Origin of the sequence: Paenibacillus sp. GCM10027629 (assembly GCF_042676425.1) — a bacterium.
In the GTDB taxonomy this organism is placed as follows: domain Bacteria; phylum Bacillota; class Bacilli; order Paenibacillales; family Paenibacillaceae; genus Paenibacillus_K; species Paenibacillus_K terrigena.
Genome location: NZ_JBHTGZ010000009.1, coordinates 1,517,212 through 1,543,417, shown reverse-complemented (window position 1 = coordinate 1,543,417; position 26,206 = coordinate 1,517,212). Strand labels below are relative to the sequence as shown.

Sequence of the window (26,206 nt, the reverse complement as noted above, 5' to 3'; positions counted from 1 at the left end):
ATCGAATTTGGAGCGTGTTAACAAATGCAGAAACCGTTGAACCGTTGGATGCTTACACTGGTATTGGTACTAACCACGGTGCTCATGTTGAGTGCTTGTGGGAGTAAAAATGCGGTAGAGGAGAAGCCGCAGACAACTCCTGAGACACAACAGTCGAAGTCGTGGAAAGAAGCTCCAGCAATGGCGATTGATACGAATAAGAAATATATGGCGAAAGTGTCGACATCGAAAGGCGATTTCACCATCGAACTGTTCGCGAAGGATGCGCCAATCACCGTGAATAACTTCGTATTCTTGGCGAAGGAAGGCTTCTACAATGGAATTACGTTCCATCGGATTATTGAGTCCTTCATGGTTCAGACAGGTGACCCGCAAGGGACTGGCGCTGGCGGCCCGGGATATACAATTCAAGATGAACTAGGTGGTCCGCATAAGTATGAGGAAGGTACCGTGGCGATGGCGAAGACTATGGCACCGAATTCTGCTGGCAGTCAGTTCTTCATTGGAACAGGTGCAGATATCGATTCATTGAATGGCACACCTAATTATCCCATCTTCGGTAAAGTGTCCGAGGGAATGGATACGGTGAAGAAAATTGCAGCTACCCCGACGGAACTCGATGATTCTGGTCGGGAAAAGAGCAAGCCGATGGAGTCAGTGACCATTAAATCGATAGAAATAACGGAACAATAATTCCTAAAAAAACGTGCCTCAGGCACGTTTTTTTATTTGCTCTGACGCATTACTTTTGAACATGACTCCGATTGACATGAATGTTTTTTGCATGTGGCTGTAGGGGGTGACTGGTGTAGGCTTACTAATTGTGGTAAGATTTTTAGTAGAACGTATGGAGAGGGTCATTCCCATGAAACGTAAATTTTCGGATCGCGCCAATTGGCGAAGAATTATTAGTAAGCACTTTACATCGAAATTTGTGGATAAACCGGAGTTTACTGGCTTTGTGACTTTATATACGATCGAGCGGCTTCGGGACCCACTCTGGAAAGAATACGACGGCAAGAAGCTGTGTCTTGCTGATGCAGGTTATTCGTGGCTGCAATACTTTCCGCAGAATGAGAACTTTATTGTGACGGCGATGTTTGATGACAAACAGCGTATTGTTCAATGGTACATTGACATCTGCAAGTCGCAAGGTGTTACGGAACAAGGGGTTCCGTGGTTTGATGATTTGTTCTTAGATATTGTAGTGCTGCCTACCGGGGCTGTTTTTCTGATGGATGAAGATGAACTGGACGATGCGCTTATCGATGGCGATATTACGCAAGAGGATTACGAGCTGGCGACAGATACGGCAAGACAATTGCTGCGGATTATTACGGCACATTTATTCCCTTACTTCGTCATGTCAGAGCGTGATCTAAGGTCCGAGTTCGGTATTGGTCATGATCATCCTGGAGACACTTCGGCGCCGGGTCCTATATGTTGAGAACGGGATCAAAGATGAAGGGGAGCATGATTTTCAGAGTTATGCTCCTTTTCGTCGTTTGCGGACTTATTTGGTTTGTATATACGCAATGGGTTATCCATAACAAATCATCTGGGCGCGAATTGTCTCATGCCGATGTTGGTATCGTTCTAGGGGCAGTATTATGGGATAATAAGCCGAGTCCGGCACTCGTAGAACGGTTGGATCATGCATTATCACTGTATCAAGCAGGTCATTTCGATACCTTTATTGTCACGGGCGGGTTGGATCATCCTTCTCTTCGGTTGACGGAGGCACAGGGCATGGCGGCGTATTTGATAGAGCGAGGCGTGCCTTCTGAGCACATTCTGCTTGAAAATCAAGCGACGAGCACCTATGAGAATTTGCTCTTTAGTCGTGAGATCATGGAAGATCATAGCTACAAATCGGCTGTTATCATCACGCATCGCTATCATGGGGCAAGATCACTAGAAATAGCGAATTTCCTAGGGTACCAGAGCCCAGTTGTATCGACCACGGAATCGAAAGTGCTGAATATGGCATGGCACCAGATGCGGGAGTCGCTAGCGTACACGAAATGGAAGCTGGATCAACTGTGGATAACGATAGGAATGAAAGGTTGACCAAAACTGCTAATATCGTGGACGAAGATAGAATACATTGATTAAAGGGTCAGCACCTAGACTAAAATGAGGTGATGAAGCATGAATGGGCGAGTAGTGGCTTCAACAAATGGACGGAGCGAGACAAGACCATCAAGGCAGATCAGTGTTATTCTACGAAATCAAGAACCAAGTGCTGCAGTTCAGTCAACGATAGAAGCAGAGAGTACGGGGCAACAAGCGGCCAAAGCAGCTGTGCATAACAGTCACTTTGCAGAAATGCAGAAGGAATTGGACCAATTGATTGGTCTGGATAATATTAAAGAGTTAGTCTATGAAATATATGCGCTGCTGCAAATCTCACAAATGAGATCGGATGCTGGGCTTCTAAGCAGTACGCATGTCTATCATATGGTGTTCAAAGGCAACCCAGGTACCGGCAAGACAACAGTAGCACGGATTGTGGCCAAACTATTTCAACAGATGGGTGTGCTCAGTAAAGGGCATCTGATTGAGGTTGAACGAGCTGATTTGGTGGGCGAATACATCGGGCATACAGCGCAGAAGACGAGGGACCTCGTCAAAAAGGCGATTGGCGGAGTTCTGTTCATTGATGAAGCGTATAGTCTTGCGCGCGGCGGGGAGAAGGATTTTGGAAAAGAAGCTATCGATACATTAGTTAAAGCGATGGAAGACATGAAGAATCAATTCGTGCTAATCTTGGCTGGTTATTCCAATGAGATGGAATTTTTCCTTCAGACGAATCCAGGATTGCCTTCAAGGTTCCCGATTCAAATCGAGTTTCCTGACTATTCCATTGATCAATTAATTCAAATCGCTGAGCTGATGGTCAAAGAGCGTGATTACACCTTGATGCCGCAGACGATCATGAAGTTAAGACAACATTTAATACAAGAGAAGAACGATTCGTTCCATGCATTTAGTAATGCACGATACGTTCGTAATGTGATCGAGAAGTCGATCCGCAATCAAGCCGTAAGGCTGCTCAATCAATATCAGCATCAATCACCGAGCCGATCGGAGCTCATGACGCTGAAGACCGATGACCTGAAGGTTGAGAAAGAAAAATCAGGGCGAGCATAAGATTAGAAATCAGCAAGTGATTAAGATAGCAACAGGGAGAGACGAAAGAATCATGACAATCTTTTCAGAACGATTAACGACAATGCAGGCGCAAGTGGAAGAACTTATAGCTGGTCGAATTCATGCGATTGACCGCATTGTGGATGCGAATCAGTGGAAAGTGATCCGTGCATTTCAGCGATATCAAGTAAGTGACTTTCATTTCGCGGGATCGACGGGCTATGGCTATAATGATCGCGGGCGCGAGGTGTTGGATGAAGTATATGCCAAGGTGTTTGGAGCAGAGGCGGCACTCGTGCGGCCTCATTTTGTATCCGGGACGCATACGATTGGAACAGCGTTATTTGGGGTACTGCGTCCTGGCGATAAGCTTCTCTACATTACAGGGAAACCTTACGATACATTACACAAAGTGATTGGCAAACCGCAAGACGGTGCGGGGTCACTGCAGGATTTTGGGATAGAATATGATGAAGTCGATCTGCTATCGGATGGAGGGGTAGATTGGGAACTTGTGCGTGAACGAATGACACCGAATACGAAGGTGATCGGCATACAACGTTCACGTGGGTATTCCTGGCGGTCTTCGTTCACGGTTGCAGAGATCGGTGAGATGGTTCGCCGTGTGAAGGAGATTAATCCAGCTGTCATTGTATTCGTGGATAACTGCTATGGTGAATTCACGGAAATGCAGGAGCCGACCGAACTTGGCGTTGATATGATGGCGGGATCGCTGATTAAAAATCCTGGCGGAGGCATTGCGGAGACGGGTGGATACATCGTTGGTCGACGTGATCTTGTGGAGAAAGCAGCTTATCGACTAACCGCGCCAGGGATTGGCGGTGAAGTAGGGGCCATGCTCGGAACGACGCGAGCCATCTACCAAGGCTTGTTCCTTGCGCCGACGCTCGTTGGACAGGCTGTCAAAGGAAGTGTGTTCGCAGCAGCGATGTTCGAGCAGCTCGGATTTATTACCAAACCAAGCTGGAACGATCCGCGCACGGATTTGATTCAGGCGATACAATTTACAAGTGCAGATCATTTGATTCGATTTGTTCAGGGCATTCAGCTAGCAGCTGCTGTGGATTCTCATGTCGTACCAGAACCATGGGACATGCCTGGATATGAGCATCCCGTTATTATGGCAGCTGGTACATTTATTCAGGGCGGAAGCTTGGAATTGTCCGCCGATGCGCCGATCCGAGAACCTTATATTGCTTACATGCAGGGTGGTCTGACGTATTCTCATGTCAAGTTTGGTGTGTTAACGGCACTAGATCAGATGATTAACAGTCATCTTTTGTAAAGTTATCTAACATCTTATTGACACGACGTGAGGATGGAGCTATGATATTAACATATCCATGAGAGAAAGGGATGCGTAGAATGGGCGATGATATTCGCAGAAACATGGCTCTATTCCCGATAGGCATCGTAATGAAGCTGACGGACTTAACAGCCAGGCAAATTCGTTACTATGAACAACATGAGTTGATTGTTCCTGCTCGGACCTCTGGTAACCAGCGTTTATTTTCTTTCAACGATGTTGAGCGATTGCTCGAGATTAAGTCGTTGATCGAGAAGGGCGTGAACATTGCTGGAATTAAGCAGGTGATGGTTCCGATGTCGAAGGAGTCGGAAGAAGCGACTGTCCTTACACCGGATACAGAAGTGAAACGGAAAGAACTATCGGACTCTCAATTGCACCGATTACTCAAGCAACAGCTGCTTAACGGTAAGAGACCGGGCCAAGTATCCTTGATTCAAGGTGAATTGTCTCGATTTTATAATAAATAATAATCAATTATGATTAACAAAGGAGAGGAATACCGTGAGTTTTACAAAAAATGATATTATGCGCATTGCCAAGGAACAAAATGTTAGATTTATTCGTCTACAGTTCACTGATTTGCTAGGAACGATCAAGAACGTAGAAATTCCAGTGAGTCAGTTGGAGAAGGCGCTTGATAACAAAATGATGTTTGACGGTTCCTCGATTGAAGGATATGTACGTATTGAAGAATCGGATATGTACTTATTCCCGGACTTGGATACTTGGTTGATCTACCCATGGGTGACTGAAGATCGCATCGCTCGTCTGATCTGTGATGTGTATATGCCAGACGGTACGCCATTCCAAGGGGATCCACGCGGTATTCTGAAGCGTGCGCTGAAAGAAGCGGAAGAAATGGGCTACACGACGATGAATGTTGGTCCAGAACCGGAATTCTTCCTCTTCAAGACGGATGAGAAAGGCAACCCTACACTTGAACTGAATGACCAAGGCGGTTACTTCGACCTTGCGCCTACGGATCTTGGTGAGAACTGCCGTCGTGAGATCGTATTGACGTTGGAAGATATGGGATTTGAAATCGAAGCTTCCCACCATGAGGTTGCTCCGGGACAACATGAGATTGATTTTAAATATGCAAATGCGATTAAAGCTGCAGACCAAATTCAGACCTTTAAGCTTGTTGTTAAGACGATTGCTAGACAGCATGGGCTACATGCAACATTTATGGCGAAACCGTTATATGGTGTGAATGGTTCAGGTATGCACTGTCATCAGTCGCTATTCAATGGCAAAACAAATATGTTCTATGATGAGAGTGACAAGCTGGGTCTAAGCGAAACAGCTCGTCAATACATGGCAGGCATTTTGAAGCATGCTCGTGGATTCGCAGCGATTACGAATCCAACGGTGAACTCCTACAAACGGTTGGTTCCAGGTTATGAAGCGCCTTGCTATGTGGCGTGGTCCGCAAGTAACCGTAGCCCGATGATTCGTATTCCTGCATCTCGTGGTCTGGGAACACGCGTTGAAGTACGTAACCCGGATCCAGCTGCGAATCCGTATCTATCGCTTGCAGTGATGCTCAAAGCAGGTCTAGATGGCATTAAGAACAAAATGGAGCTTCCAGCACCTACGGACCGTAACATCTATGTCATGTCCGAAGAAGAGCGTATCGCTGAAGGTATTCCTAGCTTGCCGTCCGATCTTCGTGAAGCCTTGACAGAGCTTGTGAATGACGAAGTCATCTGCAGTGCACTAGGTGAGCACGCATTGACTCACTTCTATGAGTTGAAAGAAATCGAGTGGGATATGTATCGCACGCAAGTTCACCAATGGGAACGCGATCAATACATCACTCTTTACTAAAATGATGGAACCCCTAGCGCTGTAAGTGTTAGGGGTTTTTGTTTGAAATATTTGTAACCTAACAGCCCTCGTTGTAGCGGCTGTTTTTGTTTGTTCCAGCGATTTGAGGTCATATGGGGTGGGCAGCAAAGCCGAATTCTCTTATCGTTGGATCGAATGGTTAGCTATGTAAATGCAGTGTTGCAATCATGATGATATGAACCAGGTTGGTAAACTATCTGTGGACGACACTGTTGCTGCGGATACGAATGGTTACCTCTAACATTGAAGTTTGAAAGGTGAACCAAGATGAAAATAATCCGACCAGCTGCTGCGCATGCCGATCTTGTGAAGGTAGGCAGATTATCCAAATCCGTGCCAGGCAACTTGAACTAAGTGAAAAACAAGCTGATAACTGTGTGACACAGATGTCGGCTTGTTTTTTTTACGGATGAAACATGTATAGAATGCAAGTTCACCAAGGAAATTTTCGCACTCATGTGAAAGAAAAAATGTTGACGCAAACGCTCAGGGAACTCAATGAAATAGGGGCGGTTTTCATCTATATAAAGGCATAAAAGAGTCCCTCGATCGCTCGGGGGACTCTTCATAATAAATTAGCATCTCGCTGGGACAACCAGCGATGCTAATATGTATAGCAATTAGTGCATATTGCGGAACAAGCCAATAACCTTACCGAGAATGGTAACGTGATTCAAACGAATCGGTTCCATCGTTGAATTCTCAGGTTGTAATCGAATATGGTCTTTTTCTTTATAGAAAGTCTTGACTGTAGCTTCGTCATCTTCTGTCATCGCTACGACGATATCGCCATTATTCGCTGTCTGCTGCTGGCGGACGATAACAAAATCACCATTATGAATACCTGCCTCGATCATACTTTCCCCCATAACGGAGAGCATGAACACGTTCTGGTCATGTACGAATTGCTCTGGAAGCGGGAAATAATCTTCAATGTTCTCCGTCGCAGTAATTGGCGCACCTGCGGTAACTTTCCCCACGATCGGTACCTTCGCAATCATCTGCGTATAGAGATGCGTATGTTCGGATTCTTCCTGACTCAGAAGTTCGATGGCCCGCGGTTTGGTAGGGTCGCGGCGTATTAAACCCTTCTTCTCTAATCGATCCAAGTGGCCGTGCACAGTGGAGCTGGAAGCTAGACCGACAGCTTCTCCAATCTCACGAACAGAAGGAGGGTAACCTTTAGATCGTACTTCATTCCTTATAAATTCTAAAATAGCTTGTTGTCTATTGGATATTTTAGACATGAGGTTCAACTCCATTACTAGACTTTTACAAAATTATAGCATAGAACTACCGTTCGTACAAACATTAGTTCTAAAATGTAAGAACGAGGGGAACGAACGTTCTAAAATAGTGTTGACACAAACGAATGTTCGTGTTAAATTATGGACATAGAAAACAGAACAAACGTTTGGGGTGCTGATTATGCTAAAGTATAGCTCATATCAAAGTGTGTATAATAACCGTTCCGAGGTCGTGAATAGAGACTCTTTTCTTAAGAAGAAGGTTGTTCAGGTTGTATTGTTCTTAGTCCTTGTATGCAGTTTGACGAGTATGGGATTATTGAATGCATTTGCTGCAGATACGCGTGAAGGGGAACATAATGCGAACATTCCGTTGCAGGTTGTTGTGTCTTCAGGTGATACATTGTGGGCGATTGCGAAGGAACATAAGCCAGCTGGGATGGATGTTCGTAATTATATTGAAATGATCAAAGACCTGAATGGTAAACGGAACAGTTCCATTCAATCAGGTGAAGTGATTAAATTACCAATTCTTTAAAAGGCTAATTCGTATACTCGATAGGGCATAGGCCCTGCTGAGAGTGGATGGGTTACCCTTGACAACCTCTATTGTAAATGTCAAAGTAATAAAGACAGAATAGGGGGGATAGTGATGAATTTCGACAAGATTGTAGAGCGAATTAATGAATTGGCTCGTAAACATAAAACGGTAGGTTTGACGCCGGAAGAGACGGTTGAACGGGACGCGCTTCGTCAACAATATATTGATGGGTTCAAACGTTCCTTGAAGCAACAACTTGATAATATCGAGTTTGTTGATGAGGATGATAATAATCCAACAATTAAACATTAGATGAAGCAAGTTTTCCTTCGGGAAAACTTCCAAGGAGGAAGAATTTCGATGGCCCGTTCATGGGAAAGAATGGTACGCAAGAACACGAAGAATGTAAATAAGGCTCGTAAGAAACAGGGGCAACAAGTGATCGGTGCGAGTAGAGATGCGAAATCGGATGTGGATCGTTATGTTGGGCGAAACTTGATCCTACCTATTACATTAGTAGCATTCGGATTATTGTATGCCCTACTATATTCCGCTGGTGGTCAGAATATCTCGGCAGCACTGTTCTGGGCAACGGTGGGGTTATACATATTCCTTGGCGTTGTAATCTTCCTGCGCAGACCTTATATTAGTGTTGGTAAATCTTTTGTAGGGACACGCCGTTTCAATCGAGACGTTCGTCTAGACGCTAGCCAAATCAAGGATATCACCGTGCAAAAAGGTTACGTCGTCATTGGTACGAAGGCTAAAGGTTCCAACTGGGTGTTCTCAAGATTGATGAATCGTTACGACACGGTAGTGATCGGTGAGCGGTTGAAAGAGTTTGCACGCGTTAATAATGTTCCTTTTGAAGAGCGTTAATTAAATAGAGCACTGTAAAGGTATGGGGGAGAAGAGAGATGACGATTAAAGCCGTATTATTCGATCTGGACGATACTTTATTGTGGGATGATCGCAGTGTGAAGGAAGCGTTTGAAGCTACTTGTGTTGCAGCAGCTCAAGCATATCCTCAAATTCAGCCTGTTGCGTTGGAAGAAGCGGTAAGACGAGAAGCTAGAGCACTCTATGAATCTTTTCCGACATTCCCGTTCACACAGATGATTGGAATTAACCCTTTTGAAGGGCTGTGGGCGAATTTTACGCATGGGGAACAACAAGAGTTTCGACAATTACAAGCCTTAGCGCCTAGTTACAGAACAGAAGCGTGGACACGTGGTCTGAAGTCGTTAGGGGTTGAAGATGCGGAGCTTGGCGAACGATTGGGTCTATTATTCGCGACAGAGCGTCGGGCTCGTCCTTACGTATATGAAGAGACGTTCCAGATTCTAGATGAATTGAAAGGGAACGTGAAGCTCCTATTATTAACGAATGGGTCACCTGACTTGCAACAGGAGAAGCTTAACGGAGTACCTAATATCATGTCTTATTTTGATCATATCGTGATCTCTGGCGCATTCGGAGAAGGTAAGCCAGCGTCATCTATATTTAGACATGCGATGGCTGCACTTGAGATTGAGCCTCATGAGGGGCTTATGGTGGGGGACAAGCTTACAACCGATATTAAAGGCGCACTTGGTGTTGGAATGCATGCCGTATGGGTTAATCGACATGGTGCACAGCGCTCGACTGAAATTGTTCCTGATTATGAAATCACGCATCTCTCTGAACTTCACAATATTATACAGCAACATGTATAAATAGCGGGAATCCCTTGTTCTGAATATGGAACAAGGGATTTTTGCATTCTGCTATGACATTTGATACAAAATCGTCACAAAGAATTGACAAAGATAGCCCGAATGAGTCATTCTTCTCGTGTACAATCATTTTATAATGAAAAAGGAATTTGTTGGCTACATAGAGGAGAGGTTATGATGAAGAAGTTAATGGTAATAATGCTTGGGGTAGTATTGTTATTAACAGCGTGTGGTGGAGCGAAGCAGACAAGCTCCATGAAAGTCGGAGATTTTGCGTATACAGATCAGGCTGGGCAAGCGTTCGGACTTGCTGATGTGAAAGGTAAAGTGTGGCTTGCCGATTTTGTATTTACGAATTGTAACTCAGTCTGTCAGCCAATGACTTTCAATTTGACAGATCTTCAGAAGAGAATAAAAGCGGAAAATCTGGATGTCACGTTCGTATCCTTCAGTGTAGATCCAGACCGTGATAAACCTGAAGTTATGAAAGCGTTCGCTGACAAATTCGGTGTGGACTTTGCGAGCTGGCACTTTTTGACAAATTATAAACTTGAAGATATTCAAGCTTTCGCGAAGTCATCGTTTAAGACGATTGTAGAGAAGGAACCGAGTTCAGATCAGATGATTCATGGTACATCGTTCTACCTGGTTAGCAAAGAAGGATATATTATGAAGAAGTATAACGGTGTTGAAGATGTTCCTTATGATCAGATCATTAAGGATATTAAAGATTTATCCTAACCGATGATGGAAGCAGATAAGAAAGGAATGCAAATGATGAGATTGAAAAAATGGAGTACTCTGGCTGTTGCTTGTATTCTCCTGATTGCCTTAGTATCGGGTTGTTCAGGATCTAAATCAGCTATGAATCACGATGGAATGGACATGGATATGGACATGAACGAGGATGCAATGAATCCGATCAAAGTAGAGATTATTCTGCCTGAGCAGATTGTTGCGAATAAAGATCTTGAGCTTCAAGCGAAAGTGACGCAAAGCGATAAACCTGTCGATGATGCACAGAAAGTCATGTTCGAGGTATGGCGTGGAGACGAGCAGGAGCATGAGAAAATAGAAGCAAAACTTACGAGTGATGGGGTTTATCAAATTGAAAAACAATTCGCTGAACCTGGGGAATATACGATGATTGCGCATGTCACAGCTAGAGAAATGCATTCGATGCCTAAGAAAACATTCCAAGTAACGAAATAACAAGAAAAGCCCGCTTGTGTCTGAAGAAGACGGAGCGGGCTTTGATTATTCGGCGTAAGATCGATTGAATTATGCCTGTTGGAACGTTGGGTCATTATAGGAAGTTGCAATCCAGCCATCTTTCTCAATGAAAAGGCGAACGGCAACGATTTGACGATTATCCATCAAAGTAAAGAAGTGAGGTGTATGCTCAGGAACGGAGATCACATCACCAGCTTCTAATTCGACGTTGAAATAACCTACGTCGTCTTTTCCCTTGATGATGAAAATACCCTTTCCCGCAGTAATGGCACGGATCTCATCTTCTGTATGTGTGTGGACGTCTTCGAACTTCGTAAGTAGTTCTTCAAGATTTGGTGTCGCATCCGATAATGTGATGATATCCCAGATCTGATAGCCGCGACGTGCAGCTAGATCACGAATCTCTGTGTCGTAGGTAGCGAGGACTTGGGCCTTCTCTTCATCGGAGAGGACGAAACGCTCACGAAGGTTTTCTGGCAACTTCGTTGGTTCCCAATGCTCATATAATACTTCTTGGTTCGCTAGAAATGCACGAACTTCTTCTTCGCCTGAAATACGCGCCCCTGTATTGCGAATGTAAATTTCAGCCAAAATAATCCCTTCTTTCCTATACATTAACTTGATATTGATTGTATTATAGTGGATTTATCGCTGGCTGTCGACTTTTAATGCATAGACACTTTTCTAAAGTTTGGTATTCTGTTAAACTAATTCTTAACGTTTTTGCAGTAGGAAGGGGATTAGGCATGAATAAACTGAGCATACAAGAACAAATGAAACATAAAATCCTTATCCTTGACGGCGCAATGGGAACGATGATTCAGCGTGAAGACTTAACGGCGGATGATTTTGGGAGCGAAGAGCTAGATGGCTGTAATGAGATTCTTGTTCTTACGCGGCCGGATGTGATCCAGAAGATTCATGAAGAATATCTAGAAGCTGGCGCGGATATTTTGGAGACGAATACGTTTGGTGCCACTAGTGTGGTACTTGCGGAGTATGATTTGCAAGACCGAGCGCGGGAGCTCAATTTGGCTGCTGCCAAGCTAGCAGTGGATGCTGCGAAGAAATACTCTACGCCGGAATGGCCACGTTATGTTGCAGGTGCATTAGGCCCAACGACGAAAACATTGTCCGTAACGGGTGGTGTCACGTTCGATGAGCTTGTAGATTCCTATTATGAGCAAACACTAGCATTAATCGAGGCCGGTGTTGACACAATATTGCTTGAGACGTCGCAAGATACATTGAATGTGAAAGCGGGAAGTATCGGAATTAGACGTGCATTTGAGACCGCGGGTAAGACACTACCATTGATGATCTCTGGGACGATCGAGCCGATGGGTACGACGCTTGCCGGGCAGAACATTGAATCTTTATATATCTCGTTAGAGCATTTGAAGCCGATCTCGGTTGGACTCAACTGTGCAACAGGCCCAGAATTTATGCGTGACCATATTCGTTCATTGTCTGAAATTGCAGATACGGCAATTAGTTGTTACCCTAATGCGGGGTTACCAGATGAGAATGGTCACTATCATGAATCACCCGATTCATTGGCGAAGAAGATGGCAGGGTTCGCGGAACAAGGTTGGCTTAATATTGCTGGTGGATGCTGCGGAACTACACCGGATCATATTCGCGCATTAGCGGAGACGATGAGCCAATTCAAACCACGGAGCGCATTTGGAACACATCCTCCTGCTGTATCCGGAATTGAGACAGTATACATTGAATCGGAGAACCGACCCTACATGGTTGGTGAACGGACGAACGTATTAGGCTCCCGAAAGTTCAAACGTCTGATTGCAGAAGGAAAGTATGAGGAAGCATCCGAGATCGCACGTGCACAAGTGAAGAGCGGTGCACACGTCATTGACGTCTGTGTACAGGACCCGGATCGTGAAGAATCCGAAGATATGAAGAAGTTCCTGGAACTCGTTGTGAAGAAGGTCAAAGTACCTCTTGTCATTGATACAACGGACGCGAAGGTTATCGATCTGGCACTGAAGTATTCGCAAGGGAAAGCAATTATTAACTCCATTAATTTAGAGGATGGCGAAGAGAAATTCGAACATGTCGTCCCATTGATTCATAAGTATGGCGCAGCTGCGGTTGTCGGAACGATAGATGAGCGTGGACAAGCAATCACGCGGGAAGATAAGCTGGAAGTTGCTAAGCGCTCCCGAGACCTTCTTGTGAACAAATACGGAATGCAGCCAGAAGACATTATTTTCGACCCGCTCGTCTTCCCAGTTGGGACAGGGGATGAACAATATATCGGTTCGGCAAAAGAGACAATTGAAGGGATTCGCCTCATTAAGGAAGCGATGCCGGAATGTCAGACGATTCTAGGGATTAGTAACATTTCATTCGGATTACCGGAAGCAGGGCGTGAGGTACTGAACTCTGTCTTCTTGTATGAATGTACGAAGGCAGGACTTGATTACGCTATTGTAAACACGGAAAAATTAGAACGTTATGCATCGATCCCTGAACACGAGCGTCGTCTGTCCGAGGAATTACTGTACGATACGAATGATGCGACACTCTCGGCATTTGTAGCGGCGTTCCGGGATAAGAAAATCGTGAAGAAAGAGAAAGCTTCGAACCTAACGTTAGAAGAGCGTTTGGCATCTTACGTTGTCGAAGGAACGAAAGAAGGCCTTATTCCAGATTTGGACGAGGCACTTAAGAAGTATACTGCGCTTGAAGTCATTAATGGACCGCTGATGGAAGGGATGTCTGAAGTCGGTCGATTGTTCAATAATAACGAGTTGATCGTTGCTGAAGTGTTACAGAGTGCGGAAGTGATGAAAGCGTCTGTCGCACATCTGGAGCAATTTATGGAGAAGAATGAGTCCTCTGTCAAAGGGAAGATCATGCTGGCTACGGTTAAAGGCGACGTGCACGATATCGGCAAGAACTTGGTTGAGATCATTCTATCGAATAATGGCTATGACATCGTGAACTTAGGAATCAAAGTTCCGCCTGAACAGATTATCGAAGCCTATCGCAAAGAGAAGCCGGATGCCATTGGCTTATCAGGTCTACTCGTAAAATCGGCGCAGCAGATGGTCTTAACCGCACAAGATTTACGCAATGCGAATATTGATGTTCCAATTATGGTTGGCGGTGCCGCCCTGACACGGAAGTTTACCAAAACGCGTATTCTACCCGAGTACAATGGTCTCGTTCTCTATGCGAAAGATGCGATGGACGGCCTAGATCTTGCGAATAAGCTTATGGATCCGACGCACCGTCAACGCATGGTTGAAGAAACGGCGGCAATATTGGAAAGTGCAGGAGAGGAAGAAGAGAAGAAGCCTCTGCCGAAGCTAACGCGGGCAGTACGTTCCAACATTTCTCAAGATGCACCGGTATTTATACCGCCTGATCTCGATCGTCATATTCTTCGTGACTATCCATTAGGACATATCATTCCGTATGTGAACATGCAGATGCTGCTTGGGCATCATCTCGGTCTTCGTGGTTCAGTAGAACAATTGCTTGCGGAGAAAAATCCGAAAGCGGTCGAGCTTAAAGCGACGGTCGATGAAATATTGCAGAAAGCAATCTCGGATGGAACGATCAAAGCGCAAGGCATGTATCGGTTCTTCCCTGCACAATCGTCAGGCGACAGCATTATTATCTATGATCCACAGGATACGACGAAGGTTCTTCATACATTCACTTTCCCAAGGCAGCAAGTGGAGCCATTCCTGTGTCTAGCGGATTATTTAAAGTCGGTTGAGAGTGGAATTATGGATTACGTCGGATTCTTAGTCGTGACGGCCGGTAACGGTGTCCGTGAGCTAGCGACGAAGTATAAGGATGAGGGCGACTATCTGAAATCCCATGCGATTCAAGCGACAGCGCTAGAAGTTGCAGAGGGACTGGCGGAGCGGGTTCATCATATGATGCGTGATATTTGGGGTTACCCGGATCCGCAGGAGATGACGATGAAGCAACGTCATGGGGCAAGATATCAAGGCATTCGGGTATCCTTTGGTTATCCTGCATGTCCGGATCTTGAAGATCAAGGACCACTGTTCGAGCTCATGAAACCAGAGGATATTGGCATTGAACTGACGGAAGGGTTTATGATGGAACCAGAGGCATCTGTATCTGCGATGGTATTTGCTCATCCGCAAGCGCAATATTTTAACGTTGAGAAAGTATAATATAGAATAAAGACACAAGAGCCTCCGCCCTAGTTGGAGGCTCTTGGTGCAGGATGGAGGGATTGCCAATGGAGCTCTATTTCTTAGGGACAGGTGCAGGAATGCCGACGACAGAGCGGAATGTCACGTCCATAGCACTTCGAATGTTCGACGAGCGCGGTACATTCTGGTTGTTCGATGCCGGAGAAGCAACGCAGCATCAAATATTGAAGTCGCCGCTTAAACCGAGTAAACTTGAGAAAATATTTGTTACCCATCTGCATGGAGATCACATCTTTGGGCTCCCGGGGTTATTATCTAGTCGCTCCCACCAAGGTGGAACGGAGACACTTGAAATCTATGGACCTGCAGGGCTTCGACAATATATTGAAACGTCGTTACAATTAAGTCAGTCTCATCTCAATTATGACATCAATATCACAGAGATTGATGAAGGCATTGTTTTTGAAGATGGGCAGTGCAAGGTCGAGGCCTCACGGTTGGACCATCGGATTGAATCCTTCGGTTATCGGGTGGTAGAGAAAGATCGGCCTGGACGAATCGACGTCGAAGCCTTAACAAAGGCAGGCATTCCGCCGGGGCCGATCTATGGCAAGTTGAAGCAAGGGGAAGATGTCGTTCTTGAAGATGGTTCTGTGATCTATGCGAAGCAGTACATCAGTGAGCCAATCCCTGGAACGATCATTACGATTCTGGGGGATACAAGGCCGTGTGAGGGATCGAGATACCTGGCGCAGCGTGCAGATGTACTCGTTCATGAAGCGACATTCATGGAAGGACTCGAGTCGTTAGCCGAGACCTTCTACCACAGTACAACAAGACAAGCTGCCGAGACGGCGCGAGACGCAGGTGTTGGACAACTTATCTTGACCCATTTCAGTGCACGATATAGTGATGTCGAACCGCTTATGGAAGAAGCTAAACTGATATTCCCTGATACTCTTGCAGCGAAACAACTTGAGTTAATTCCAGTTCGTAAGCGTCGTGACACCACAACCTGAAGAAGAATGAAAAGGAGGCAATACCGATGTCAGACTTTGATGATCGCCGCAGAAATCGCTTCGATACCCCAGGCAACAGACGGAATTTCCTAAATGTCATTGCGATATTGTTGATCCTCTTGAGTATAGCAGGTTACGTTATTTATATGTTTCGTTAAGTTCCATTGAAGCTTGATGCGGCCTAGGTTCATTTGATCGCATACAAGCTTTCAGTCTTTTACAAGGCAATACTTTCCCGGGAAAGCGCAGGATTTGACAAGGATTGATGCCTTGCAACATCGTTTGCGCATCTTTTACAATAGGAAATACTTGATAGAGAGAGGGATATCCAATGAAACCGATACATTTTGCTTTTACGGGGCTGGGTGCCATTGCCAAAACCCATATTGTTGCACTACGCGCCATGCCTGTTATTCAGAAAGCTTCTTTTGTACCTGTGTTAGATACTTTAATTACAAGAAATCCAGATGCCAATCGTGAACAAGCGCTTGCGATGGGTTTTCAGAAGGTGACCAATGATCTGAGTGAGGCGCTCGAGAATCCTTCCGTACATATTGTTGATATCTGCACGCCTAATGCGATGCATTTTGCTGAAGGGACGGCTGCTTCGGCCGCAGGCAAGGCCATTTACTTTGAAAAACCCCTGACGGAGACATATAGTAGAACGGAAGAGCTGGTCAGGAACATTTCAGCAAACACGCTGCAGCAAGTTGCGCTTGTCTATCGCTATCACCCCGCTGTCATGAAGATGAAGGTGATTTTGCAGGAAGGAATTATTGGAGATATTCTTCAATGTAACTGTTCCTATCTTCGTTCAGGATATCTGAATGCTGATCGTCCTGTCTCATGGCGATTAAATGATACATTATCTGGTGGCGGCGCAATTACGGATTTGGGCATTCATGTGATCGATTTGATCGCGCATTTGTTCGGGGAACTAACGGATGTGCATGGAGAGACGAATATTTTTGTAAAAGAGCGTCCAAAAACACAAGGATCCGATGAGCGTGTGCAAATGACGGTAGACGATTGGGCGAGCTTCTTCTATACGACGAAGAGTGGTGTCAGGGGGACGGGCGAAGTGTCTCGTATCGCTTGGGGATCGGATCGTTTCAGTGTGCAGATCGTTGGAACCCGGGGAAGTATCACTTGTGATCTTGAAAAGGATATTACACCGAAGGTATCCATGTTGTCGGGCGCGACACCAGCGCTACCTGTGCCATCGAGTCTGCAGCTTATTCCAAATGACAAAACAACCATGGGCGTATTCGTCGATAGTCACTTTGGAGCCTTGAACCATTTCCTGTACCGTTATATTGGTGAAGATCTATGGGCGAATGAGGGGCTTGCTCCGACGATGAAGGATGCAGCGCATGCTGAAATGTGGATCGATCAGATTCTTCGTTCGAAGGCCTAATGGATTGCAGCCTTGCATGGAATTCGCTATGATAGAGGCACTGTGTACAAGGAGCTTTTTAGATAGGCAGAGGAAAGGGAATATACCGATATGCGGAATTCAAATAAAGCACTACTAATTGATTTGGATGGTACATTATATCACGGGAAGCATCGTATCGACGGTGCAGACTTATGGATTCAAGAATTGAAATCACTTCATATACCTTATTTGTTCGTAACGAATAATTCATCGCGCACCCCTGAAGATGTTGCTGCGCATTTGGTTGAGATGGGTATCCCTGCAACGCAAGAGGATGTCTACACGTCCGCATTGGCTGCAGCACAGTATGTAAAAGAACATTATCCGCAGGGTGTAAGAGCGGCGGTTATCGGAGAATATGGTTTAGAGACGGCATTGCGCGATATTGGGGTTCAGATTACTGAGGATCAGCCGGAAATTGTCGTGCAAGGGATTGATCGATCTTTTGACTATGCCAAATTAACACAAGCTGTTCAATGGATTCGTGAAGGTGCAGCATATATTCTGACGAATCCCGATCTTCTCTTGCCATCGGATACAGGTATTATGCCGGGTGCAGGGACATTGTCAGCTGCTATTCAAGCTGCAACACAGAGGGAGCCGATTGTCATGGGCAAACCCTCCAATATTATTATGAATTACGCGCTCGCAAGGCTTAATTGTGAACCTCAAAATGCGATCGTGGTGGGTGATAACCCACTTACGGATTTGCGGGCGGGACAGGCTGCAGGTTGCGATACAATCCTCGTATTGACCGGACTAGCAACAGAAGCGAACAAGGACCAATTGTTGGCGCAAGCGGGTGTACAGCCATCGATGGTCTGTAAGGATTTGTACGAGGCTGCTGCTGTCACATCGGGCAGAAAATCGCAATAGAATACATACATACCTACCTATAGGATTCATCATCTCGTACGCAACATGGAGGGAATATACGTGTTAGAACTACCGGAACTAGAAACCTACAAAAAATTGCTCTCTGAGCAAATCATCAATAAACGGATTACAGATGTGACTGTAAAGGAAGAGAAGCTGTTGAATTGCGAAGTTTCCGAATGGTCCAAGGAATTGCAGGGACGTGAAGTCTTATATATTGAGCGTCGCGGGAAACAATTGCTCTTTCACTTGGATAATGGGAAAAGACTGCTGCTAAACCTTGGTGTTGCAGGGCAGATTCAATATGATACGGAAGGGACGGAAGATGGGAGTGGGACAGCATGGGACGCGCAAGTGATGATTCATTTTGGTCAACAAGTGCTTCGTTTACATGGTATTCGACAAGGGTATGTCCATCTTCTCAGTGCGAAGGAAGCTGATCAGCTTCTAAGCGATCTTGGCCCTGAATTGTTGGATCGTAAAATGACCCTGGAGAAATTCCGGATGTTGTTCGCCCGTAAACGTGGCATGCTGAAATCAGCGCTTGTCCAACAGACGTTCATTGCAGGAATCGGGAACGGTTATGCGGATGAAATTGCGTTCGAAGCAGCGCTGCTGCCATCGGCGAAATTACAGGAATTAACGGAGGAAAGCGTTGAAAGACTGTATCACAGTACGTTGACCGTACTGCATGATGCGATCGAGTATGGGGGCTTGGGAGAGCAACCGCTGAATACGCAGGATCACCTTACAGGTGGCTATAAATCGCACGTACGTGTGATTGAACGTGAAGGGCAAGCTTGTGAGCGATGCGGGTCAATTATTCAAAAATCCGAAGTCGGTTCTCGAAAAACGTTTTATTGCCCGAACTGTCAAAAAGAACAGTAGACTCGAATCTGAGGGGGAATGAGCATGATACATGTATTTTTAGATGACATTCGCCGTTGCCCGGAGGGATTCGTCTATGCGCGATCGGCTGAAGAATGCCTCATGCTGCTGGAAGAAGAGGAAGTAGATATACTGTCATTGGATCATGATCTAGGCATTAATCAGCCCAATGGGACGCAGCTTGTGAAGCAAATGGTGCTTCGGGGCTTATATCCGCGGGAAATTTATTTACATACCTCCAGTTTATCCGGTCAGAGAACGATGTACGAATTGTTCTATCAGAACAAACCCGATCATGTCATCCTGCATAATGGTCCGATGCCGCAATCGGTGTTGACGCGCATTCGAGAGGCTGCCCATGAAAGAAATCAATGAGCAAGCACTATTCGAACGACTCGAACATGTAGAGGTGTACAGGCCATTTGGATTGTATCTATATACACCGCTGTGTGGCACATGTAAGGCGGGCATGCGGATGATGCACGTGGTCGAAGCCATGTTGCCGGATATCGAGCTATTGCAGATCAATTTGAATTTTTCCCCTCGTCTTGTGGCGAGGTATCAAGTACGGAGTGTGCCTGGGCTATTCTTATTCGACCCGAAGAGGAGAGGCGAACCGGTGCAAGTCTACGAGATGCGATCCGTAGAACATTTATTCAACATCATTAAGGATGTGATTCGATGATTTCGATGCAGCATATTAAGCTAAGACGCGAAGAGCGGCAAATTCTAGATGATATTACACTTCAGATGAATGAAGGGGAGCATTGGGTGATCCTTGGGCGGAATGGTTCAGGGAAAACGACGCTGCTCGAGATGATGACAGGTTATATGTTCCCAAGCTCGGGGCAAATTGATGTCATGGGCAATCGTTATGGACAATGCGATATTCGAGAGGTTCGTAAGAAGATAGGCTATATCAGCCAATCGTTAATGGAGAAATTAACCCTACGTGATCCCGTCTGGGAAGTGGTCGCTACAGGAGAATATGGTTTTCTTCGGTTCTATCAGGAGATTCCTGAAGAGGTTGTCGCTAAGGCGCACAGCCTGATTGAGGAAATGAATCTTGGGCATGTCGCGAACAATCTACTCGGCACATTATCGCAAGGCGAGCGGAAGAAAATTATGCTGGCGCGCGCATTGATGGCTGATCCGCAAATTCTCATTTTGGACGAGCCCTGTGCTGGACTTGATCTGTATGAGCGAGAGAAATTCCTTGATCAGTTTAATATTTTGAAGAATCGAGATATTGCACTTGTCTATGTTACACATCATCTGGAAGAAATCGTACCGTTATTTACACATGTTGCATTAATCCATCAAGGAAAACTGGTGGCTGCCGGGACGAAAGAATCGGTGCTCACCCCTGAAATATTAAAACAAGCATACGAAGTGCCGCTCTCGCTCGAATGGGTAGATGGACGGCCATGGATTCGGGTGCACGCTGGAGGTCAATAACCGTTGAAGGAACAACACGAACAACAAGAACAACAGCACGATATCACATCCAAATGGATTTGTACGGCCAATCATGGCTTTATTGCCTATGCACAAGAGGAGCTTCGTCGCCGGTTTGGACAAGTAAAGGCGATGGTTCTCATACCTAGCGAAGTCATTCTAGTTACATTGCCAGCGGATGCAGAGCAGGTCTTGCGTGAGTTGCAGACCGACCCGCTTATTTTCTTACGTCATATTCAGCCGGTACAGCAAGAATTTAATCTCTCGGAAGCAGGTCAGGAGGAATTGAACACAGCGATCGTCAGTTTCGTTCAATCCCATCATGAACTCCTGAGCGGTCAATCGGTAGCGATTCAAATCCGTAAAGGTTCGAATGAAGCGGGTCCTATAGACTTAGGTCTTATGAAATCTGCGATTGAGGCAGGTCTTAACGATACTGGCTTGGAGACCGTAACGCGTGACTCCGATTGGATTGTATCGATTTTTGTGGGAAAAGATTCCGTCTACGTCGGCGTCTCGACGCCAGCAGCCAATCTAAGCGATTGGTCCGGCGGTGCGCTGCGATTCCAGCGGGAAGAAGGTCAAATTTCTCGGGCCAAATTCAAGTTGTTAGAAGCGGAGCGATCGTTTGGCCTAGATCTGGCGGCATTCTCGGAAGGGCTTGATATCGGCGCAGCTCCTGGTGGTTGGACTTCGCTGCTGCTAGAGCGGGGATTAAAGGTGACCGCAATCGATCCTGCAGAGATGCATCCATCTTTGACTGCGAATCGTAGACTGACTGTGTTGAAGAAAAATGCGTCTGAGGTGAAATTCCACGAATCGCAATTCGACCTTATCGTGTGTGACATGAGCTGGAGTCCAATGCAAATGGTACGTCTCGTGATGGATTTGTTATATGCGCTCAGATCGGGCGGTACAGCCATAATTACAGTGAAGCTGATGCACAAAAAGCCGCTGCAAACCATTCGTGATATCACGGAGAAATTCAGCGAGCATATGGAAATTCGGCGCATGAAGCAGCTGGTGCATAATCGCGATGAGATCACACTGTATATGGTGAAATATTAATTAGGTGCATAAAAATGAATTTGCATATGGACAATCCTGGAATAGATGATATATAATGTGACCAATGCAATCTAATATGAAATGGATAGGGAAAGCATCCCGAAACCATGTCGTTCGACCGTAGTGTCGATCGTCATGATTCGAGAGGCTTTCCCTTTTTGTTGTTCCAAAAAGGAGGTGGGCTCATGAAATGGATGTCTAAGGTGAGCGTCCATCAGGTACTAGGAGGGCGTTATCAGGTCATCAAGCAAATTGGCGAAGGGGGGATGAGTTATGTCTATCTGGTTGAAGACTTGAAGCTTGTCGGTAAACGTTGGGCTGCAAAGGAAACGAAGCTATTGCAGCCTGATGATGCGGTGGGGGTAGCGGCGGAAGCGGTCATGCTGATTCGGCTGAATCATCCAAACTTGCCGCAAATTGTTGATTTTATCGGGCCGGACGCAGAGGGTTACATTTATTTGTTTATGGATTATATCGAAGGAGAGACGCTTGCTGCAGACTTTGAGAGACGCGGACGATCGTTAACATTCGATCATATCCTTCGACTTGGTATTCAGCTCTGCGAAGTACTCCAATATCTCCATCAATGCCAGCCGCCAATTGTATATCGGGATTTGAAGCCATCGAATGTCATGATGGATGTACATGGTCAGATCCGGCTGATTGATTTTGGGATTGCAAGGCATTTTAAGCCGAATCAGGAGGAAGACACCGTTTGTCTAGGTACGGTTGGCTTTGCAGCTCCAGAGCAGTATGCAGGCAAGCAAAGCGACACACGCAGTGATCTCTATGGACTTGGCGCATTATTGATGCATTTCGTAACGGGAGGGAGGACGAGCCAATTCGGGAAGTCAGGGATGGACGCTATACCGCAAGAGGTACCAGCGGCATTCCGACAGTTGTTGCAGAAGTTGTTAGAACGAGATCCGAATCTACGAATCCAGACGGCTAGTGAAGTCCGAGAGAAGCTGGAGCAGATTCATGTGGAATTGGCCAAAGCCTGGAAAGGAAACCAACCGGCCTCAAGCACGCTACGATGGCGAGGGACAGGCACGATTGCACTGATGGGGGTTCATTCCGGGGTAGGGACGACACATACGGCGATTATGATGGCGCATTACTTAGCTCATTCCAAGCAAAGAGTTGCTCTTGTGGAATGTATGCGGTCTGAAGCATTTTACCGTATTCGGTCAATCTTTGACGGGGAACCCATGAGGAGAACGGGAGAACGATTCACGATTCAGGGTGTAGACTATTATCCTTTTCTCGAATCACGCAGCCTCATCCCTTTACTCCACGCAGATTATGATGCCATCGTTCTGGATCTGGGTGTTTATGGAGAATCGTCCATGTACGCTGAGTTTCTAAGGGCGAATTTATCGTTTGTCGTCGCTTCTGGTGCGGATTGGAGACAAGAAGATCTATCCGAATTTATTCGGCAAGCAGGATTCACTCACACCGCAGCAAGTTTTATGGGGCTAATTCCTCTCGCAACGCAGCAGGTGATTCGTGATATGGAACAGGCAACAGCGATTCCTCAGCTGCATGCCATCCCCTATCATGTAGATCCGTTCCACATCGATGAAGATGCGCGGTTAGCATTTCAGGCCGTATTGCCGATTGAACAGACCCCTACGAAGTGGCGGCAAGAGATCGGTAAGCTTTTATTCTCAAGAAGGAGCAGAAGGGATGTCAAAAATTAGACAACGGACGAAAAACTTATGGATCGCGGGACTCATTGGCGCTGCCATTATGGGCTGTTTGTTCCTCAGTTATGCCGTCTACTGGCAATTACACGTTCAGAAAATAAAACGGGATACAGAGCTGCAATACAAACAGCAAATATCCGCGCTGCAAGCGGCTCAGCAGGAGCAGCAAGCTAAGAAGCGCAGCGTCTGGGTTCTGAAAGCCAACGTGCCTGCTGGCACACGAATTGCAGCGCAACATATTGAGTCGCAAGAGATTGATCTCAATCATCTTCCTGTGAATTTGATTAGCAGCAAAGAGAAGGTCGTCGGAAAAATATCTAAAATCGACTTGTCCACGAATACCATTCTTATTCCATCTATGTTCTATGAAGGACAAGCAACACCGAATGATCTTCGTAATGAACAATTTGCTCAGATCCAATTACCTTTGAATTTGCGTGATCAGGATGTCGTCGATGTCCGAATTCAGTTCCCAACAGGCCAAGACTATATTGTTCTGTCCAAGAAACGCGTGAAACAAATCGCAGCGAATACGATCAGTATGCAACTGACGGAACAAGAAATCTTGATGATGTCGAGTGCGATGGTCGATGCATTGATCCATCACGGTTCAATTTACAGCTTAACGTATGTTGATCCAGGTATGCAGTCCGGCTCGATTGTGAATTATCCGTCGAATGCCGAAGTGCTAGAGTTGATCGAGACCAACCCCAATATTGTGGAGGTAGCGAAGACCGCGCTCGCGAAGGTGGCTCGTAAGAAGCTGGAGGCGGCGCTATCCGAGAAGCAAGTGCTCTATGGGGATGTTGCCATTAGATCATCTGTGACACCACAACCGGCAGTGGGCAATCCGCAACCAGCATCACCGGGGGCACCAACCATCGACAAGGTGGAAGATGGAGCACTGACCAATGAAGAGCAGACACACCTATTCGAGCAATCACCGATAACTAGTGATGATGCAGGGAGTGGTCAGTGATGCGCAAAATTATGGTCATCGGCAGCTGTGAACAGAGTGACTTCCTATTGCTTGTGTGTAAGGTGCTATCCCATGCAGATGGGCGAGTACTCTTCATCGATGGATCGAGATCTCGAAGTACGACGCATTATATTTCATCCCTCCTCCATGTCGGTGAGATCGTCGAATTTGAAGGTTTTGATATCGGAGTTCACTTCTCAAGCTATGTCGATGTGTCGAAATGGTTGGAGGACCAAGATCAAGGTGTTTATGATTTCGTTATTGTTCAATCGGATGATCGAAACTTTTATGATCGATGTTCTCTAGAGGCGATGGACGCCCATGTTATTCTGACGCAATTCGATAAAGGAAGCATGCAGCGAAATGAGCAAATTCTGACAGATTTACGTCTCACAGAGAGAGCTGTCGTTCCTTTTGTCGGGCTATACGTGCCGTATGTGGTGTGCAGTATTCATGAAGAGTACATCGAAGAACGATACAATAAGCTCGCTGTTCAATGGTCAGATGATAAGCTTCGAATTCATTATGATGAGAGATTGTATGAGCGGTTCATTGATGGACAGTTCGCTGAGCGATTGAACCTGAAACGACTATCAAGAAGTTACAGACGCCAAATCATTGCATTTGTGCAGCGTATTTCCATGCTAGAGATGAATCAAGTAAAACGAGCTTTTCGCATATCAAGGAGGAGATGATGGAATGGGCAAACAAGTAGTCTTTTGGGGGCCAGTTCATGGACAGATGGGAACGACTTCAAATTGTATTTCGGCAGCCTGCATGATCGGTTTCGAATCACCGATCCGAACACTGATTGGAAGTACGCAGAGAGCCTTCTCGACAATGGAATCGGTTGTGTTGAAGCCTTCGGAACGTCTTGGAAGAGAACCTTTTCAACGGTCAGGATTGGATGCGCTCGAGCGACTGGCCCATAATCAACGGTTAACCGCAATGAATTTATCCGATTACACGATTCCACTATTGTATGAAAGATTGGACATCCTTCGAGGTTCACAGCGCAAGAGTTCTCATGAGGGGTCCATTGATATGGAGTTGTGGGAAATGATTCTGGGACATGCGAAGCAAGCCTATGATCTGGTCATGCTTGATGAGAATAGTGGTATTCGCCAGTCTGGAACGATGCAAATGCTCCAGGCATCAGATGTGATTGTGATTAATTTGAACCAGAATGCAGCCATTCTGGAGCAATTCAGTGCAAATCAGGAGCTAATTGAGCTCCTTCAGACGAAATCATGTGTCTTTGTCCTGGGCCAATACGAGCCAGGATCAAAATATACGGTACGTAATATCGCACGAAAATATAAGTTTGTTGAAGAATTATGTACGATCCCACGCTGTGTGGATTTTATGGATGCATGTAATGATCACAGTGTACTTGAATTCGTGCTTCGCCATCGTAATGTCGGGTCACGTCACCCGAATTATACATTTATTCAAGAAACTCGGCGGTTTGCGAATACCATTCTGAAGCACGTTGGGGTGGACTCGGAGTTCTTTTGCGAGAAAGGGGCTTGATG

At 45.8% G+C, this 26,206-nt stretch carries 29 protein-coding genes; 27 read left to right on the top strand and 2 right to left on the bottom strand.

Going from position 1 to position 26,206, the window contains the following annotated elements:
• Nucleotides 1-24: 24 nt before the first annotated feature.
• The 7 genes from ACFQZR_RS16595 to glnA all read left to right on the top strand — a co-directional run bounded on the left by ACFQZR_RS16595 (nucleotide 25) and on the right by glnA (nucleotide 6,313).
• Complete coding sequence (locus ACFQZR_RS16595; RefSeq protein ID WP_379347745.1) at nucleotides 25-693, top strand: peptidylprolyl isomerase; 669 nt, start codon at nucleotides 25-27, stop codon at nucleotides 691-693.
• Nucleotides 694-865: 172 nt separating this feature from the next.
• On the top strand, nucleotides 866-1,447 hold the full coding sequence (locus ACFQZR_RS16590; protein ID WP_379347743.1) for a ribonuclease FAU-1 family protein: 582 nt from the start codon (nucleotides 866-868) through the stop codon (nucleotides 1,445-1,447).
• Between the two features lie 26 nt (nucleotides 1,448-1,473).
• Nucleotides 1,474-2,070: a YdcF family protein gene (locus ACFQZR_RS16585; RefSeq protein WP_379347740.1), complete on the top strand. Its 597-nt coding sequence runs from the start codon at nucleotides 1,474-1,476 to the stop codon at nucleotides 2,068-2,070.
• An 81-nt stretch (nucleotides 2,071-2,151) separates the two neighbouring features.
• Nucleotides 2,152-3,153: a stage V sporulation protein K gene (gene spoVK / locus ACFQZR_RS16580; protein ID WP_379347738.1), complete on the top strand. Its 1,002-nt coding sequence runs from the start codon at nucleotides 2,152-2,154 to the stop codon at nucleotides 3,151-3,153.
• Between the two features lie 52 nt (nucleotides 3,154-3,205).
• Entirely contained in the window at nucleotides 3,206-4,459 is a 1,254-nt protein-coding gene (locus tag ACFQZR_RS16575) for a methionine gamma-lyase family protein (RefSeq protein WP_379347736.1), read from the top strand.
• A gap of 80 nt (nucleotides 4,460-4,539) precedes the next feature.
• Complete coding sequence (locus ACFQZR_RS16570) at nucleotides 4,540-4,950, top strand: MerR family transcriptional regulator (RefSeq protein WP_018755604.1); 411 nt, start codon at nucleotides 4,540-4,542, stop codon at nucleotides 4,948-4,950.
• Nucleotides 4,951-4,984: 34 nt separating this feature from the next.
• A complete protein-coding gene (gene glnA, locus ACFQZR_RS16565) occupies nucleotides 4,985-6,313 on the top strand; it encodes a type I glutamate--ammonia ligase (protein WP_379347734.1) in 1,329 nt (442 codons plus the stop codon).
• A 641-nt stretch (nucleotides 6,314-6,954) separates the two neighbouring features.
• On the opposite strand, the gene lexA is transcribed toward glnA, so the two are convergent.
• Nucleotides 6,955-7,581, bottom strand: a complete 627-nt coding sequence (lexA, locus tag ACFQZR_RS16560; protein ID WP_018755606.1) for a transcriptional repressor LexA — start codon at nucleotides 7,579-7,581, stop codon at nucleotides 6,955-6,957.
• Between the two features lie 208 nt (nucleotides 7,582-7,789).
• Between lexA and ACFQZR_RS16555 the strand changes: the two genes are divergently transcribed.
• The 6 genes from ACFQZR_RS16555 (at nucleotide 7,790) to ACFQZR_RS16530 (ending at nucleotide 11,049) form a co-directional block, all read left to right on the top strand.
• Nucleotides 7,790-8,119 carry a LysM peptidoglycan-binding domain-containing protein gene (locus ACFQZR_RS16555; protein ID WP_379347731.1) on the top strand — a complete coding sequence of 110 codons (330 nt, stop codon included), beginning with the start codon at nucleotides 7,790-7,792 and terminating at the stop codon, nucleotides 8,117-8,119.
• A 114-nt stretch (nucleotides 8,120-8,233) separates the two neighbouring features.
• Complete coding sequence (locus tag ACFQZR_RS16550; RefSeq protein ID WP_379347729.1) at nucleotides 8,234-8,434, top strand: DUF896 domain-containing protein; 201 nt, start codon at nucleotides 8,234-8,236, stop codon at nucleotides 8,432-8,434.
• 48 nt (nucleotides 8,435-8,482) lie between these two features.
• Nucleotides 8,483-9,001, top strand: coding sequence for a hypothetical protein (locus tag ACFQZR_RS16545; protein WP_379347727.1), 519 nt, complete (start codon nucleotides 8,483-8,485; stop codon nucleotides 8,999-9,001).
• 38 nt (nucleotides 9,002-9,039) lie between these two features.
• Entirely contained in the window at nucleotides 9,040-9,837 is a 798-nt protein-coding gene (locus ACFQZR_RS16540) for an HAD family hydrolase (protein ID WP_379347725.1), read from the top strand.
• 177 nt (nucleotides 9,838-10,014) lie between these two features.
• Nucleotides 10,015-10,578, top strand: a complete 564-nt coding sequence (locus ACFQZR_RS16535; RefSeq protein WP_379348886.1) for an SCO family protein — start codon at nucleotides 10,015-10,017, stop codon at nucleotides 10,576-10,578.
• A 33-nt stretch (nucleotides 10,579-10,611) separates the two neighbouring features.
• The gene (locus tag ACFQZR_RS16530) at nucleotides 10,612-11,049 is read left to right on the top strand and encodes a FixH family protein (protein ID WP_379347723.1); all 438 of its coding nucleotides are present in this window, start codon (nucleotides 10,612-10,614) and stop codon (nucleotides 11,047-11,049) included.
• A 69-nt stretch (nucleotides 11,050-11,118) separates the two neighbouring features.
• On the opposite strand, the gene ACFQZR_RS16525 is transcribed toward ACFQZR_RS16530, so the two are convergent.
• Nucleotides 11,119-11,661, bottom strand: coding sequence for a 1,2-dihydroxy-3-keto-5-methylthiopentene dioxygenase (locus tag ACFQZR_RS16525; protein WP_379347721.1), 543 nt, complete (start codon nucleotides 11,659-11,661; stop codon nucleotides 11,119-11,121).
• A gap of 155 nt (nucleotides 11,662-11,816) precedes the next feature.
• On the opposite strand from ACFQZR_RS16525, the gene metH reads away from it, so the two are divergent.
• From metH to ACFQZR_RS16455, 14 genes are all read left to right on the top strand, one after another.
• Nucleotides 11,817-15,254, top strand: coding sequence for a methionine synthase (gene metH / locus ACFQZR_RS16520; RefSeq protein WP_379347719.1), 3,438 nt, complete (start codon nucleotides 11,817-11,819; stop codon nucleotides 15,252-15,254).
• Between the two features lie 68 nt (nucleotides 15,255-15,322).
• Nucleotides 15,323-16,255, top strand: a complete 933-nt coding sequence (gene rnz / locus ACFQZR_RS16515; RefSeq protein ID WP_379347717.1) for a ribonuclease Z — start codon at nucleotides 15,323-15,325, stop codon at nucleotides 16,253-16,255.
• Nucleotides 16,256-16,281: 26 nt separating this feature from the next.
• A complete protein-coding gene (locus tag ACFQZR_RS16510; protein WP_314587789.1) occupies nucleotides 16,282-16,413 on the top strand; it encodes a hypothetical protein in 132 nt (43 codons plus the stop codon).
• Nucleotides 16,414-16,586: 173 nt separating this feature from the next.
• Nucleotides 16,587-17,672 (top strand): Gfo/Idh/MocA family protein, encoded by a 1,086-nt coding sequence (locus tag ACFQZR_RS16505; protein ID WP_379347714.1) that lies wholly within the window; start codon nucleotides 16,587-16,589, stop codon nucleotides 17,670-17,672.
• Nucleotides 17,673-17,762: 90 nt separating this feature from the next.
• Nucleotides 17,763-18,569, top strand: a complete 807-nt coding sequence (locus ACFQZR_RS16500; protein ID WP_379347712.1) for a TIGR01457 family HAD-type hydrolase — start codon at nucleotides 17,763-17,765, stop codon at nucleotides 18,567-18,569.
• Between the two features lie 60 nt (nucleotides 18,570-18,629).
• Nucleotides 18,630-19,457: an Fpg/Nei family DNA glycosylase gene (locus ACFQZR_RS16495; protein WP_379347710.1), complete on the top strand. Its 828-nt coding sequence runs from the start codon at nucleotides 18,630-18,632 to the stop codon at nucleotides 19,455-19,457.
• A gap of 24 nt (nucleotides 19,458-19,481) precedes the next feature.
• Complete coding sequence (locus ACFQZR_RS16490) at nucleotides 19,482-19,832, top strand: cyclic-phosphate processing receiver domain-containing protein (RefSeq protein ID WP_379347708.1); 351 nt, start codon at nucleotides 19,482-19,484, stop codon at nucleotides 19,830-19,832.
• Nucleotides 19,816-20,142 (top strand): thioredoxin family protein, encoded by a 327-nt coding sequence (locus ACFQZR_RS16485; RefSeq protein WP_018755621.1) that lies wholly within the window; start codon nucleotides 19,816-19,818, stop codon nucleotides 20,140-20,142. Before ACFQZR_RS16490 ends, ACFQZR_RS16485 begins: the two co-directional genes overlap by 17 nt.
• Nucleotides 20,139-20,915, top strand: coding sequence for an ABC transporter ATP-binding protein (locus tag ACFQZR_RS16480; protein ID WP_379347706.1), 777 nt, complete (start codon nucleotides 20,139-20,141; stop codon nucleotides 20,913-20,915). Before ACFQZR_RS16485 ends, ACFQZR_RS16480 begins: the two co-directional genes overlap by 4 nt.
• Before the next feature lie 3 nt (nucleotides 20,916-20,918).
• Nucleotides 20,919-21,983, top strand: a complete 1,065-nt coding sequence (locus ACFQZR_RS16475) for a 23S rRNA (cytidine(2498)-2'-O)-methyltransferase RlmM (RefSeq protein ID WP_379347704.1) — start codon at nucleotides 20,919-20,921, stop codon at nucleotides 21,981-21,983.
• A gap of 185 nt (nucleotides 21,984-22,168) precedes the next feature.
• Nucleotides 22,169-23,686 (top strand): serine/threonine protein kinase, encoded by a 1,518-nt coding sequence (locus ACFQZR_RS16470; RefSeq protein WP_379347702.1) that lies wholly within the window; start codon nucleotides 22,169-22,171, stop codon nucleotides 23,684-23,686.
• Nucleotides 23,673-24,671: an SAF domain-containing protein gene (locus ACFQZR_RS16465; protein ID WP_379347700.1), complete on the top strand. Its 999-nt coding sequence runs from the start codon at nucleotides 23,673-23,675 to the stop codon at nucleotides 24,669-24,671. The genes ACFQZR_RS16470 and ACFQZR_RS16465 overlap by 14 nt, the downstream gene beginning before the upstream one ends.
• On the top strand, nucleotides 24,671-25,366 hold the full coding sequence (locus ACFQZR_RS16460) for a hypothetical protein (RefSeq protein ID WP_379347698.1): 696 nt from the start codon (nucleotides 24,671-24,673) through the stop codon (nucleotides 25,364-25,366). The genes ACFQZR_RS16465 and ACFQZR_RS16460 overlap by 1 nt, the downstream gene beginning before the upstream one ends.
• A gap of 4 nt (nucleotides 25,367-25,370) precedes the next feature.
• Nucleotides 25,371-26,204 carry a hypothetical protein gene (locus ACFQZR_RS16455; RefSeq protein WP_379347696.1) on the top strand — a complete coding sequence of 278 codons (834 nt, stop codon included), beginning with the start codon at nucleotides 25,371-25,373 and terminating at the stop codon, nucleotides 26,202-26,204.
• Nucleotides 26,205-26,206: the final 2 nt, after the last annotated feature.